We start from the raw sequence: 12,307 nt of genomic DNA on the forward strand, positions 1-12,307 counted from the left end.
CAGTATTGCCGATTCAGGGGCCGCAAGAGGCAAAATGTGCCGAAAAAGACTTATTTTCGGGCTTTCTTGTCCGATGCAGACGCCGAACCCTTAACGCGGATTTAAGGGAAACGGTTCAATCCTCGTTGTTAAATGTTTAACCTCCGTGGAGGACGCGTATGGACCATCCTGAAGATAATGCCGGCTCCAATGCAGGCGACGGGCGGCCAGAGAATTCGGGCGGAACATCCGGAACGGGATCAGGCAAGGCGCAGGGTAAGGATCTAAGTCCGCTGGACGCCGCTCCCATCGATCTCGCCCAGCTGTTTGAGCGCGCGGCGGCGGGAGAAGGACGGCGGGGACGCTTCCAGCCCCTGCTGAATTTCGCCTCGAACGCTGCTTTTGTCGCTGGGGTTTTGGGGTTCGCCTTCGCGGCGGGCACTTATTTCTTTGGCGGCGATATTCCGGGCAAGGGGCTGAAAACAGCGGCGGTCGTCTCGCAGGAGGGCGCCGAGCGCGCCGAAATGCTGCGCACGACACAAAAAATGGTCGAGGACATTCGCGAGCTCAAAGCCAATGTCGATGCGTTGCGATCCACCGTCGCGCAAAACTCAAGCGCGAAAGATCAGCATGGACTCGAAAAGAACGTCGAGGCCCTAAAGACGAGGCTGGATGCGGCGAAGGCCGAGACCAGCGGCGCTTTGGCCGAGCTTTCGAACAAAGTCGACCACATGCAGCATGATCCGGCATTGAAACAGGTCGTCGAGCGGCTGGATCGCATCGAAAAACAGACGGCGGCGCCGCTTTCCACAAGTTCGTCCGCCACGATGGTCAAGGCCGCGACGCAAGGCCGGCCGGACATGGCGCAGGCGAAGTCGCCGGCCGATAGCGCGAGCCCGCCAAAACAACATCTGGCGTTGATCACCGACTGGGTGGTGCGCGACGTCTATGACGGCGTCGCCCTAGTGGAAAATGCCCGGGGCTCGTTGGAGGTAGCGCTTGGCGAAACCATTCCTGGGGCCGGCACAGTGAAGGCGATTGAACGGCGCGGCCCCGGCTGGATCGTCATCACAAGCCGCGGCCTTGTCGACTACGACCGCGGAAACATGTTTCCGATGAATTAAGACCCGACGAATCGCCGTTACGGCGCCCGGAAGCCTCAACGGTCTCTGGGCGCCGAACGGCTTTCTTGTTTTGCGGCCTTCTCGTCTTCGGCCGAGCTCTCAATTCAGTTCGTATCTCTCCAGCCGGGGAAGAAAATAGGCCAGAAGGCCAATCGCCGGCAGGAACGCGCAGAGGCGGTAGACAAACCCGATGCTCGTCGCGTCGGCGAGCGCGCCCAGCACGGCCGCGCCAAGGCCGCCCATGCCGAAAGCAAATCCGTAAAACAGGCCCGCCACGGCGCCGACTTTTCCGGGGAGAAGCTCGGTTGCGTAAACAAGGATCGCGGCGAAAGCCGAGGATAGGATCAGACCGATGAGAACGCTGAGCGCGCCGGTGAAGAAGAGGTTGGCGTAAGGCAGCAGGAGCGTGAAGGGCAGCACGCCGAAGATCGAGACGAGGATCACGAGGCGGCGGCCGATCCTGTCCCCGATCGGGCCGCCAAGGAATGTGCCGACCGCGGTCGATCCGAGGAAGAAGAACAGGAAAACCTGTGCGGTCTGGACGGAAAGCCCGAATTTTTCGATGAGGTAGAAGGTATAGAAGTTGCTGAGCGCCGCTATGTAGAAATACTTTGAAAAAATCAGCGCGAGCAAGATCAGGATCGAGGCCACCACTGTTTTTCGAGGGATATTAAGAGGTTTTAGCGCCAACCTCGGGCGCGCCCGCGCCGCCTTCATCCGCGCAATGTGCCATCGTCCGATCAGAAACTGGATCAAAATCCCGGCGAGCGGGCAGAAGGCGAGCCAGGCGACGCTCTTTTGACCATATGGGGCGACAATGAAAGCGGCGACCAAAGGCCCAAGCGCGGTGCCGGCGTTGCCGCCGACCTGAAAAATCGATTGCGCCAGTCCGTGCTGAGTCCCCGCGGCGGCGCGCGCCACGCGGGAGGCCTCTGGGTGAAATACCGAAGATCCCAGCCCGACCAGCGCTGCGGCGGCGAGCACCATGATAAAGCTCGGCGCGACAGATAAAAGGAACAGGCCACAGAGCGTCAGTCCCATGCCGGCCGCCAAAGAATGGGGGACCGGCTTGCGGTCCGTGTAAAGGCCGACAAAGGGCTGCAATAGAGAGGCCGTGAGCTGGTAGGCGAGGGTAATGAAGCCGATTTGTCTGAAATCGAGCGCGAAGGTCGTCTTCAGAATCGGGTAGATCGCCGGAATTAACGACTGGACGAGGTCGTTCAAGCCATGAGTGAGGCTGAGCGCCATGAGAATCGTAAGATGGGTAGACTGATCCCTGCCGGCGTCGCGCGCCAGTTGGGTCGTTTTCGCGTCCATGGAGCCAGCTTTGATTTCAGAGGCTTGGAGCCGCCGGCGCGGCGTGGACCCTCAGCCTCCAGGTCGACAATCCGAGAATTTCGCTTATCAGCCATTCTCACACATTGTCAAAACACGTTTGGATGACGCACAATTTGCGCCATGCCATTGGCGTTCCGTAATCTCAACAGGGTTGCGAAGTCACGAACGGTCCTGATTTGGGGGATCGGGGGCTTCAATCTACCGGCTCCCGCATGAACTGTTGGAGGCCAATCGCAGGCCTTCCCCATCGCCGAATTTGTCGAAGCGCTTTCGCCCGCCAGCGATCATGCCGCGGGATTGGTCCCCAACAGCTCGCGGGTCGCCGCCGCGACATCCGTTTTGCGCATAAGGCTTTCGCCCACCAGGTAGGCGCCGATGCCAACGCGGGAAAGCCGCAGAATGTCGTCATGCGTGAAGATGCCGCTTTCGGCGACGACAATCCGATCGCCCGGCGCTTTCGGGGCCAATTCTTCACATACCTCGAGATTTGTTTCGAAAGTCCGGAGATCGCGGTTGTTGATGCCAACGAGCGTCGTGTCGAGGCTTAGCGCCCGGTCGAGCTCCTGTTCATCGTGGACTTCGACCAATGCATCCATGCTCAGTTCCCGCGCCGTTTCGGTCAGGATGCGGGCATCCGCATCCGTGACGCTCGCCATGATCACCAGAATGCAATCGGCGCCCCAAGCGCGCGCTTCGAAGACCTGGTAGCGCTCAAAAAGAAAATCCTTGCGCAGGGCCGGCAGCCCGGATGCTTCCCGCGCGGCGGCGAGATATTCGGGACGCCCCTGGAACGAAGGGCTGTCGGTCAGCACGGAGAGACAAGTCGCTCCCCCTTCCGCATAGGCCTTCGCAAGATTCGGAGGATCGAAGTCCGCGCGGATCAAGCCTTTAGACGGGCTCGCCTTTTTAATTTCGGCAATAAGAGCGGGACGCCCCGTTGCCACGCGGGCCTTGATGGCTGCAGCAAAGCCTCGCGGCGGCGCTGCTTTGGCCGCTCGCCGCTCGATTTCAGCTGGAGAAATCGCCTCTTTCGCCGCGGCGATCTCCTGGCGCTTGTAGCGTTCGATTTTGGCGAGGATATCGCTCATAGTCTCTCCAGCGACGTAATCAGTCGCCGGACTGTGTCGGGAACATGCTATGTAAATATTTCAAGACCCGAAAAGAGCGTTACAATTGCAAGGCTATCGGAGCGGCTTTTCGAATTTGAGGACGAACTCGTCCACTGGAGTCTTAGACCCGGCGACCAGCGCATCGCGGGGGTCATCTGGATGACGCAGGAAATCGCCTTCGGCGACAAGCTTGAAGCCGGCCGCTTCGACCTCGCGCCGCACCACATTCTCCTCAATGCGAAGCAATGTGCTTGCAACCGCCGTCCCGTCGCCGAGGCGGGCCGAGTGGTCAGCAATCACAAGGTACCCGCCAGGTTTCAACGCATCGAACAGCCGCTGATTCATCTTCGCGCGGTCGACTGGCTGTAAGCTTATGGCGTGATAGAAGAAGAATATAGTTACAAGGTCGAGATCGCGGACATCCTGCGGCAAGGGGTCATCGTAATCCCGCACAAGATGCACGACATGCTCCATCGCGAGGGCCTTTGCGCGCAGATCGAAGCGGTCCTTCACATAGCGCTCGATCACCTGAGTCGAGTCCTGCGCGTATACGACGCCCCCGTCGCCCACGGCGCGCGCAAGCAGCTCGGTGCTGTAGCCGGCGCCTGCGCCTACATCCAGAACTTTCATGCCTGGACGAACGCCTGCAAACGCCAAGAGCTTCGCCGGGTCCCGCGGCTGATCAGTTTGTCGGTCCGCGTCGCTGCGTTCAGGCGCGGCCACGATCGCCGCGTAGTCGGGCGCGACAGTCTGCCCAGCTGCGCCATTATGCGCGCCGAGCATTGCGGCGAGCGCAATGCCGCAGATGGCGATGCGGTACGGAATGGAGATGACTGCCGGGAGCATCGTTTGTCCTATTATGGTCGGGCGGGGGTAACTGAGGCTGCGAATCATAGCTCGTCGTGAACGGCCATTCGCCTCGAATCGTCGATTGGCTACACTACTTCGCGATTTCACCGCAGAGGAAGTTGGTTGCGGGCGTAACGCGCCGTCGATCGAGGCGGATAACCGCATGGGGCAAGAAAGCGAAGCGGCGCGCCTCAGCCAAAATAAATTGAGGAAGCGCGCTCGGATCGACGCATTCCGTCGCCGCAGGCGTTGCTCGGACAGCGATCAAGGCGACGCGAGTGCTTGTAAGTGGCGTTAAGCCTCTGATTTGTTTGGTACCGCCACCCCGGCTCGAACGGGGGACCTCTAGATCCACAATCAGACAAATCCATTTATCATCCCTTCTCATATTTTACCAAAGCACGACAGTATACCAAGCGATTTGAGTGGGTTAGGCCAAAGCAGCATCCCAAAACGTATCAACCAAAAACATCCGTTGACATAGGCCATGTGTTGCCCCATTGTTGCCCATACGGAGCACGGGAGCAATTCATGAAAGAAGTTTTGACCGACCGCCGTCTGAAGGCATTGGTGCCTGCGCCCCCCGGCGAGCGCGTCATGATTTGGGATGCCGTCGTGCCGAGCTTCGGCGTCCGTGTGACCGACAAGGGTTCGGCCACGTTCGTCATCATGCGCCGACTCGGCGGGAAGCTTATTCGCCGCAGCATTGGGCCTGCTTGGCAGGTTCCCCTTCGCGGCCCTAAGGAATTGCCAGTCGGGCTGGCCGTGGCGCGAGAAGAGGCGCGGTCGGCGCTTTTTGACATAACGAGGGGAGTCGACCCCAAGGAAAAAAGGCGCGCCGAGCGGAACGAAAAACAAAAACAGCAGGAAAACAGCTTCGGTGTCGTCGCCGAGGCCTTCATCGCACAGCACGTCAAAAACCTGCGATCGGCAGCTAACGTCTCATCAGCAATCAGGCAGAAGCTCATCCCCGCGTGGGGCGATCGGCCGATTAGCGATATCACTCGATCCGACGTTATCAAAATCGTTAAGAAAGACGCGGAGGCACATCCGACTGCGAGCCGTCACCTTTTGGCCTATTGCAAAAAGCTGTTTGGATGGGCTGTGGCCCAGGACTGTTATGGGCTAACCGCCTCGCCATGCGACCGCGGCGTCACCGCTTCAGATTTGATCGGTAAGAGCGAGCCTCGGGCTCGCGTTCTTGGCGACGCCGAGCTCCGGGCGATTTGGAGCGCATCCTCACGGCTCGGCTATCCATTCAGCGACTTCATGCACTTCTTACTTCTAACTGGTCAGCGCTTGCGCGAAGTCGCGAATGCGGAATGGCGTGAGGTCGATCTCGATCGGGGCCTTTGGACGATTCCCGCAGGTCGGATGAAAGGCAAGGTTGCGCACGAAGTTCCATTGGCCCCCGAGGCCCTAGCTCTACTCAGTTCGTTGCCGCGGGGCACCGGACCTTGCGTTTTCTCCACAACCGGCGGCCATCGTCCTGTTTCTGGATTTTCGAAAGCCAAGGCTCGGCTGGATAAACTTTTGGATAGCGAAGTGGAAAACTGGACCTTCCATGACCTCCGACGCACTATGCGTACCCACTTAGGCGGACTGCCGGTGCCGACGAACGCCGCCGAGCTCGTCATCGCGCACGCTCAGCCGGGGCTGCATAAAGTCTATGATCGCCACACCTATCGCGAGGAAAAGCGGCGTGCGCTGGAGCTTTGGGCGAAGCGTCTTTCGTCGATCGTTGAGACCAAAGAATGCCTTGCCGTTGCGCCTTATCTGGCAAGGGTATGACCGCCATGTCCTTTTTCTTTTCTTTGCACCCTAGCCAGATCGATCAACGCCCTCTGATTGCTTTCCTTGAAAAGCACAAGGTTGACCCTGCGCGCCGTGATCAGATGCTTAACGACGTTAACATCGCAATCGGCAGGTATGGGCACGCCCAAGAGAATGAGCGTTTAAAGTATCGCCTTCAGACTGTCCGAACGGCTGCTGAAAAATTGTGTAAGGTTATGCCGAAGCTCGGCTCTAAGGAATATATCCGATTCTTGGAGGCGATAGTGCCTCCCGTAACAGTCGCTGAGACGGCAGCAGTTAACAAACATCTGCAGGCGTTACATGACTTGGAAGCAACCCTTGCGCTCATTTGCAATGGCGCGGCCGCCGCACTGGATAAACTAGAACAGCCGGGATCTCCGACGAAGGCTACAACGATTTTTGCCGCTCATCTTGCCGAGGCATGGACTCGGGGCACCGGCGAAAAGCCCCATATTTCCGGCAGCACGACTTTTGAAAAGCCGAACACCACCTTCTCGCAATTTGTAACGATAGCTGCCGGGATGCTTCCAGACGCCGCCGAATTCAAGCGTGGGTTTGCCGAGCTCTTGAGGCGCGCGGTGAAGGTGTCAAAACAATCCCAAAAACCTGAAGTTTCGACACTTATGTGAAGCGCTAACATCCATCACTTTCACCATAAGCACCGCTGAGACACGGAGCGATAACGTGAGAGGATGTCCAATATGCGCAAGGTTTTGCGATACAATGATTTGGTAGAGCGGGGCGTGTGCGGGAGTCGAATGACCCTGCATCGAATGCGGAAAGAGCGTGGATTTCCGCTGGCTGTCGAGATCGGCGGCGGAATTGGGTGGTTTGAAGACGAGCTCAACGAGTGGCTCGAATCCCGTCCTCGACGCATGCCGTCAAACGCTGAAGGACAGCCTAAGCAGTCCCTCGTGTCCTGCGGGGAGGCCGTCTAAAACATGGTTTTAGAAACAGCGAACCCCGCGCGCGATGGCGTCGCGGCGGGGCTCGGAAATGTCTCTTGCTGCCAGGCGATTGACTACCGAGTTATAGCACTTCCACTCGCAGAAGTCCAAACTGTTTTCTTCGCTTCGTGCCGTTACACCGCCGAGCTAGGCGGTGACGCATGAGTGTCGCTGGCAACGAAACTTCGCCGCCTGTTGATGCGAACAGCATCGATGATGTCGATACTCTGCTTGATCGCATTTTCGAGCGGATGAACCACGTCGACCATCAGGTGACGCTGATAAAGACGTTTTGCAACATCAATGACATTGCCGGCGTTGCGCGCCAGCTGAAGTTCTTGTCCGCGCACGTGACCTCGGCGACGCTCGTAAGTCAGCGTATCGGCGAACTCCGAAATGGAGGCGCCGAATGACCGTACGCCTTCCTACCTGCTCAGAGGCTACCGCCGCCAAAATGCTCGCGAAGGGCAGCAAGACGAGTCACTCGATTCTTGCCGCAGTCCGCGATCATCAGTGCGGATACATACCCGTTCTGCAGGATTGGTTGAGCGGCCAACCCTTTATGCCGGCGTCTCTCGTAAAGCCGACGGTTGTCAAAATATTTGATGCCGATGACGACCACGCAGGGCCGGCCGGATTCGACGCAGACTCTTTGGCCAAGCTCTTCGACATAGCCGCATTGGTCACGATCATCGCTTGTAAATGCCCGCAGGCGTACTGCGATGCCGTGAGGGTTGCGAAAGAACTGCGCCTGCATTCGGTCGTCATTTCTACTAGGCAGTCGCGTGTCAATGAATGGGTCAAAGTCGTCCGTGGCCGACACGGCGACGGTATTCGCATCGCGTTGTGGACGCAGATCGACAAAGGGTGGGTGCAATGATGGAGTCCGCCCACGATCCATATCCCATGAACATTGCGCCGGTTGGATATGAAGACTGGACGCAAGAAAGGAAAAACGCTTGGTGGGCGAGACCCACAGGCAAGAGCGAAATCACTGCCCAATCGGCCCCGCGATTCCAACTTGTTCCGTTCGAAAAGATCGCGCTCGATACAACGCCTGCCTATCTCGTCAAAGGTTTGGTTCCTCGCGTCGGCCTCACAGTCGTATGGGGACCACCGAAGTGCGGCAAATCGTTTTTCGTTTTTGACCTCGTTATGCATGTCGCGCTCGGTTGGGAGTACAGGGGCAAACGCGTCAGGCAGGGGCATGTCGTATATTGCGCCTTGGAGGGAGCAGAAGGTTTTAGAGGCCGAGTCGAGGCTTTCCGGTTTACTCGGTTAGCGGAGACCTCAGTAGAAGTACCGTTCCATCTCATGGCCTCGCCGATGACTCTGGTCGCTGACCATGCGGCCCTGGTCGCGTCGATCCGCGATACGCTGGGGACCGTCAGCCCCGGCGTCGTCGTCATCGATACGCTAAACAGATCACTAGCCGGCTCGGAAAGCGATGACCGAGATATGGCGGCCTATGTGAAAGCAGCCGATGCCATCAGAGACGCGTTCAAGTGTGCGGTCATTATCGTTCATCATTGCGGCCACGACGCCAGCCGTCCGCGGGGCCACAGCAGTCTCATGGGCGCTGTCGACGCTCAGCTGTCCGTCAAACGCGACGCAGCCGACAATATCATCGCCACCATCGATCTTATGAAAGACGGCGCACAGGGCGAAGAGGTGGCAAGCCAACTCGAAGTCGTCGAAGTTGGAGTCGACGATGATGGAGATCCGATCACGTCATGCGTCATCGTGCCAGTCGAAGGCTTAGCGTTTTCCCGGAGCACAGGACGGTCTAGGCTAACCAAGGGCGCTAAGATCGCACTTGCCGCCTTGCAGGAGGCGATCAGTGACGTTGGGGTGGTTCCTCTCGCTGCGAGCCATATCCCGCCAGCCGTGAGGACAGTCACGGTAGCCCAGTGGCGAGACTACGCCTTCCGGCGCGGCATTTGTTCATCGGACGAGCCCAGAGCGAAACGCATGGCCTTCCAACGTGCATCAGAGGCGCTTGTCGCCGCAACGGCCGTTGCAATCTGGGAACCATACGCGTGGCCAGTATGAAGAGGAACAGGTGGGAGGAACAGGAACAGGTTCTTATAGAACCCTGTTCCTTTTGTTCCGCCCCGGTACACCCGGAACACAGAGGCACATTGTTCCCTTTGTTCCTTTTGTTCCGAGCGGGAAGGCCGGAATGCCTCGCGGTGACCGACTTTCATCTCAAGTTGAGACGAAAGGTAAAAAGGCAAACCCACCTTAATTTTTTCGCGGCCGGCCCAGCTGTAGCGACTGCACGTTAATTCAGCGTTTCGGGGCTCAAACGCCGGCCGCGCCCATGAATATAGTCTCGTGCCCAAAATAATAAACACAATGATAATCAATTAGATAGATTGTTAGTATTGAAAAATATAGCGTATGGGGCAACAATGGGGCATCTTTTTGCTGATTTGGATGCTCAAACTAATGGATGGCCCACTCCTCGCCTCACCACCGCCCGCCAGTCGGAGCGCAGTCTCCAACGGGTCGCAGCTGTTTGTCGACAATGTCGATGGCCGCTCAAAAGAGGCTCGCCGATTTCGTGACGTCCTTGCGGAGATTATCTCCGATCTTGGCGGCGCCGATGGCTTGTCAGAAGGCCAGCGCCAGCTTGCGCGTCGATGCGCCCTGATGAGCGTGGAATGCGAGAAGATGGAAGCAAAGTCGGTTGCTGGCGAGGCAATTGACTTGGATGTCTTTGGCCAGCTCTCCGACCGCATCGGGCGCGCGTTTCAACGCCTCGGTCTCAAGCGCACCAAGCGTGACGTAACGCCGGATCTGGCCAGCTACATCGCGGCGAATTACCCGAAGCGTGGCTAGAGCAGTAATGAATTCCCCGTCCGCCATTTCCCCCTCGGTTCAGGACAGCGAAGAGGGCAACGACGCCTCGGATCGGTCGGCGCAAAATGAGGCATCGCGGCTCGCGGTGCAGCAGGCGGGGCACATTGACACCCGTAATCCGAGGAAGCTGTCGCGGCGTCGGGCAAGGCGACAGCCTTGTCCGGCCCGGACATTCAAGGGCGTAGCTCTCCGGGGGTTCGTGCTCACTCGATGAACATCATTGAAGCCATTGACGACGAGCGCTTGCTCGGGTCCGCCATTCGTGACCCCGAGTCGTGGCGGCCCTGGCGCGCGCTGCTGGCGGCTCTCTTCGGTTTGCCGCTAGATAGTGACGGCGCGGGCCTTTTTCGGCAGTGTACGGGCCGCGCTGAGCTTCCGTCAGCCGCATTCGGCTTTCTGTGGCTAGCCATTGGCCGGCGCGGCGGAAAGACGTTCGCCATGGCCGTCATGGCGGTCTACATCGCCGTGTTCAAGGACTGGGCGGATAGCCTATCGCCAGGCGAGCGTGCGGTCGTGCTATCAGTCGCCGCCGATAGAGAGCAAGCGAAGATCCTGAGGCGCTATATCTCCGGCATCCTATCGTCTCCGATCCTGTCGCAACACGTCGAATCGGAGACGGCGGATTCGATCGAGCTCCGTGGCAATGTCATCGTTGAAGTGGTGACCTGTTCGTATCGCACCACCCGTGGGCGTTCGGTTTGCTGCGCCTTGCTCGATGAGGTCGCGTTCTGGCGCTCCGAAGGGTCGGCCAGCCCAGATTTTGAAGTCTTCACCGCCATTCGCGCATCGATGGCAACGTTTGGCGACGAAGCCATGATGGTCATTGCTTCTTCGCCATACAGCCGTCGCGGGTTGCTCTGGGACGCCCACCGCAAATATTACGGCAAAAATGACCCGCGGAACCTGTTTTGGCAGGCTGCGACACGTGTGATGAACCCGTCCGTCCCGCAAAGCTTCATTGACGCGGAGTTTGAGCGCGATGCCGCCTCGGCGGCGGCGGAATATGGGGCGGCGTTCCGCACCGACCTGGAAGCATTCGTATCTCGCGACGTCATCGACTCTTGCATCGAGCCAGATTGCCACGAAATCGGGCCTCAGCATTCCATCGGTTACGTTGGGTTTGTCGACGCCGCAGGTGGCTCTGGATCGGACAGCATGGCGATGGCCGTAGCTCACGCCGAGGGCGAGGTTGCCGTCCTCGATTGCCTGCGCGGAGTGAAACCGCCGTTCTCGCCCGAAAGCGTCGTCGCTGATTTCGCCGAAACGCTGAAGCGCTATGGCATTCGCCGGGTTACGGCTGACCGATGGGGCTCGGAATTCGTGACTGAGGCCTTCATGCGCCACGGCATTGTTTGCGAGCAATCTGCGAAACCGAAATCGGATCTATATCGCGAGCTGCCTTTGCTGAATTCCAGCAAGGCTCGATTGCTTGATCATCCGGTTTTGATTGCCGAGCTATGCAATTTGGAACGTCGTACCGCACGCGGCGGCCGTGACAGCATCGACCATCCGCCGTCTCAACATGACGACTATGCCAATAGCTGCAGCGGCGCGCTCACTCAAGCCGTTAGCGGGCAGCGGTCTTTCCGTCGTGCATCAATCGATGCGGCGTTCAGCGCCGACGTCAAACCCCTCCGACTGGAGCTGCCAACTTGGTGATGACAACGTCCTCTTACACCAGCCGCATCGGCTTCGTCGTCGGCGTCAGTTTTGGCGCCCGGACATCAATCGCCGTTATCGAACGGGTGGCGCGGATTGAGAACGATGAGCGCATGCCGCCAATCCATAACGTCCCGGCGGTCGCACAGTTCGCCGCGGATGATTCAATCGGCAAGCAGATCGACGACCTCGTCAGGATTATGGAGGCGCTGCCGAATGCTCCGTGCTCGCCAATGTTGCTAGCGGACTTAACGACTGTCGGTCGCCCCGTTGGCGTTGATATGAAGAAGGCGGGGTTACGGCCGCTGACTTGCCTCGTTCACGATGGTGCGACCGAAAACAAATCTGCCGATTTCAAATTCAGCATTCCGGCGTTGAATTTGGCGTCGGCGCTGTCCTCAATTCTTGACGCCGGACGACTGAGGATCGCCCAAGACTTGCCCGCCGCATCGGCGCTGGCCGCAGAACTCGCCAATGCCCGCGATGGCGCCGTCGACGGTCTCGCGCGGGCGGTCGCGTTGCCGATCTGGTGGCTGGAGCGCAAGGCGCCCTTACCCCAAATCGACAATCCAATTTACCGCAGCAACCATCGGCCCGGCTTCATCGCCGGCCGCACATAGGA

Annotated in this window: 12 protein-coding genes; 8 read left to right on the forward strand and 4 right to left on the reverse strand. The window is 58.7% G+C overall.

From position 1 onward, the window contains the following. Positions 1–158 precede the first annotated feature (158 nt). Positions 159–1,103 carry a hypothetical protein gene (locus tag WDN46_08660; GenBank protein MEJ0093495.1) on the forward strand — a complete coding sequence of 315 codons (945 nt, stop codon included), beginning with the start codon at positions 159–161 and terminating at the stop codon, positions 1,101–1,103. A 99-nt stretch (positions 1,104–1,202) separates the two neighbouring features. On the opposite strand, the gene WDN46_08665 is transcribed toward WDN46_08660, so the two are convergent. From WDN46_08665 to WDN46_08675, 3 genes are all read right to left on the reverse strand, one after another. Beyond that, positions 1,203–2,420, reverse strand: a complete 1,218-nt coding sequence (locus WDN46_08665; GenBank protein ID MEJ0093496.1) for an MFS transporter — start codon at positions 2,418–2,420, stop codon at positions 1,203–1,205. A 305-nt stretch (positions 2,421–2,725) separates the two neighbouring features. Continuing rightward, positions 2,726–3,529, reverse strand: a complete 804-nt coding sequence (gene trpC / locus WDN46_08670; GenBank protein ID MEJ0093497.1) for an indole-3-glycerol phosphate synthase TrpC — start codon at positions 3,527–3,529, stop codon at positions 2,726–2,728. 93 nt (positions 3,530–3,622) lie between these two features. Continuing rightward, on the reverse strand, positions 3,623–4,396 hold the full coding sequence (locus WDN46_08675) for a methyltransferase domain-containing protein (protein MEJ0093498.1): 774 nt from the start codon (positions 4,394–4,396) through the stop codon (positions 3,623–3,625). A gap of 534 nt (positions 4,397–4,930) precedes the next feature. On the opposite strand from WDN46_08675, the gene WDN46_08680 reads away from it, so the two are divergent. The 5 genes from WDN46_08680 to WDN46_08700 all read left to right on the forward strand — a co-directional run bounded on the left by WDN46_08680 (position 4,931) and on the right by WDN46_08700 (position 9,213). Continuing rightward, on the forward strand, positions 4,931–6,190 hold the full coding sequence (locus WDN46_08680) for a tyrosine-type recombinase/integrase (GenBank protein ID MEJ0093499.1): 1,260 nt from the start codon (positions 4,931–4,933) through the stop codon (positions 6,188–6,190). Then, positions 6,187–6,843 (forward strand): hypothetical protein, encoded by a 657-nt coding sequence (locus WDN46_08685; protein ID MEJ0093500.1) that lies wholly within the window; start codon positions 6,187–6,189, stop codon positions 6,841–6,843. The genes WDN46_08680 and WDN46_08685 overlap by 4 nt, the downstream gene beginning before the upstream one ends. 479 nt (positions 6,844–7,322) lie before the next feature. Beyond that, entirely contained in the window at positions 7,323–7,574 is a 252-nt protein-coding gene (locus WDN46_08690; protein ID MEJ0093501.1) for a hypothetical protein, read from the forward strand. Further along, positions 7,571–8,041: a hypothetical protein gene (locus WDN46_08695; GenBank protein ID MEJ0093502.1), complete on the forward strand. Its 471-nt coding sequence runs from the start codon at positions 7,571–7,573 to the stop codon at positions 8,039–8,041. The genes WDN46_08690 and WDN46_08695 overlap by 4 nt, the downstream gene beginning before the upstream one ends. Further along, positions 8,038–9,213 carry an AAA family ATPase gene (locus tag WDN46_08700; protein ID MEJ0093503.1) on the forward strand — a complete coding sequence of 392 codons (1,176 nt, stop codon included), beginning with the start codon at positions 8,038–8,040 and terminating at the stop codon, positions 9,211–9,213. The genes WDN46_08695 and WDN46_08700 overlap by 4 nt, the downstream gene beginning before the upstream one ends. A 564-nt stretch (positions 9,214–9,777) precedes the next feature. On the opposite strand, the gene WDN46_08705 is transcribed toward WDN46_08700, so the two are convergent. Continuing rightward, positions 9,778–10,032: a hypothetical protein gene (locus WDN46_08705; protein ID MEJ0093504.1), complete on the reverse strand. Its 255-nt coding sequence runs from the start codon at positions 10,030–10,032 to the stop codon at positions 9,778–9,780. A 204-nt stretch (positions 10,033–10,236) separates the two neighbouring features. Here WDN46_08705 and WDN46_08710 point away from each other — a divergent pair, with 204 nt between their 5' ends. Together WDN46_08710 and WDN46_08715 are read left to right on the forward strand one after the other, a co-directional pair. Further along, complete coding sequence (locus WDN46_08710) at positions 10,237–11,685, forward strand: hypothetical protein (protein MEJ0093505.1); 1,449 nt, start codon at positions 10,237–10,239, stop codon at positions 11,683–11,685. Then, the gene (locus WDN46_08715; GenBank protein ID MEJ0093506.1) at positions 11,685–12,305 is read left to right on the forward strand and encodes a hypothetical protein; all 621 of its coding nucleotides are present in this window, start codon (positions 11,685–11,687) and stop codon (positions 12,303–12,305) included. The genes WDN46_08710 and WDN46_08715 overlap by 1 nt, the downstream gene beginning before the upstream one ends. The last annotated feature ends 2 nt before the right edge of the window (positions 12,306–12,307 follow it).

It is taken from the genome of Methylocella sp. (assembly GCA_037200525.1).
GTDB lineage: Bacteria > Pseudomonadota > Alphaproteobacteria > Rhizobiales > Beijerinckiaceae > Methylocapsa.

Coding starts and splice junctions, on each gene's coding strand:
- WDN46_08675 (MEJ0093498.1), bottom strand. CDS start 4,396: ATGCTCCCGGCAGTCATCTCCATTCCGTACCGCATCGCCATCTGCGGC.
- WDN46_08715 (MEJ0093506.1), top strand. CDS start 11,685: ATGACAACGTCCTCTTACACCAGCCGCATCGGCTTCGTCGTCGGCGTC.
- WDN46_08685 (MEJ0093500.1), top strand. CDS start 6,187: ATGACCGCCATGTCCTTTTTCTTTTCTTTGCACCCTAGCCAGATCGAT.
- trpC (MEJ0093497.1), bottom strand. CDS start 3,529: ATGAGCGATATCCTCGCCAAAATCGAACGCTACAAGCGCCAGGAGATC.
- WDN46_08695 (MEJ0093502.1), top strand. CDS start 7,571: ATGACCGTACGCCTTCCTACCTGCTCAGAGGCTACCGCCGCCAAAATG.
- WDN46_08660 (MEJ0093495.1), top strand. CDS start 159: ATGGACCATCCTGAAGATAATGCCGGCTCCAATGCAGGCGACGGGCGG.
- WDN46_08700 (MEJ0093503.1), top strand. CDS start 8,038: ATGATGGAGTCCGCCCACGATCCATATCCCATGAACATTGCGCCGGTT.
- WDN46_08665 (MEJ0093496.1), bottom strand. CDS start 2,420: ATGGACGCGAAAACGACCCAACTGGCGCGCGACGCCGGCAGGGATCAG.
- WDN46_08690 (MEJ0093501.1), top strand. CDS start 7,323: ATGAGTGTCGCTGGCAACGAAACTTCGCCGCCTGTTGATGCGAACAGC.
- WDN46_08710 (MEJ0093505.1), top strand. CDS start 10,237: ATGAACATCATTGAAGCCATTGACGACGAGCGCTTGCTCGGGTCCGCC.
- WDN46_08705 (MEJ0093504.1), bottom strand. CDS start 10,032: ATGGCGGACGGGGAATTCATTACTGCTCTAGCCACGCTTCGGGTAATT.
- WDN46_08680 (MEJ0093499.1), top strand. CDS start 4,931: ATGAAAGAAGTTTTGACCGACCGCCGTCTGAAGGCATTGGTGCCTGCG.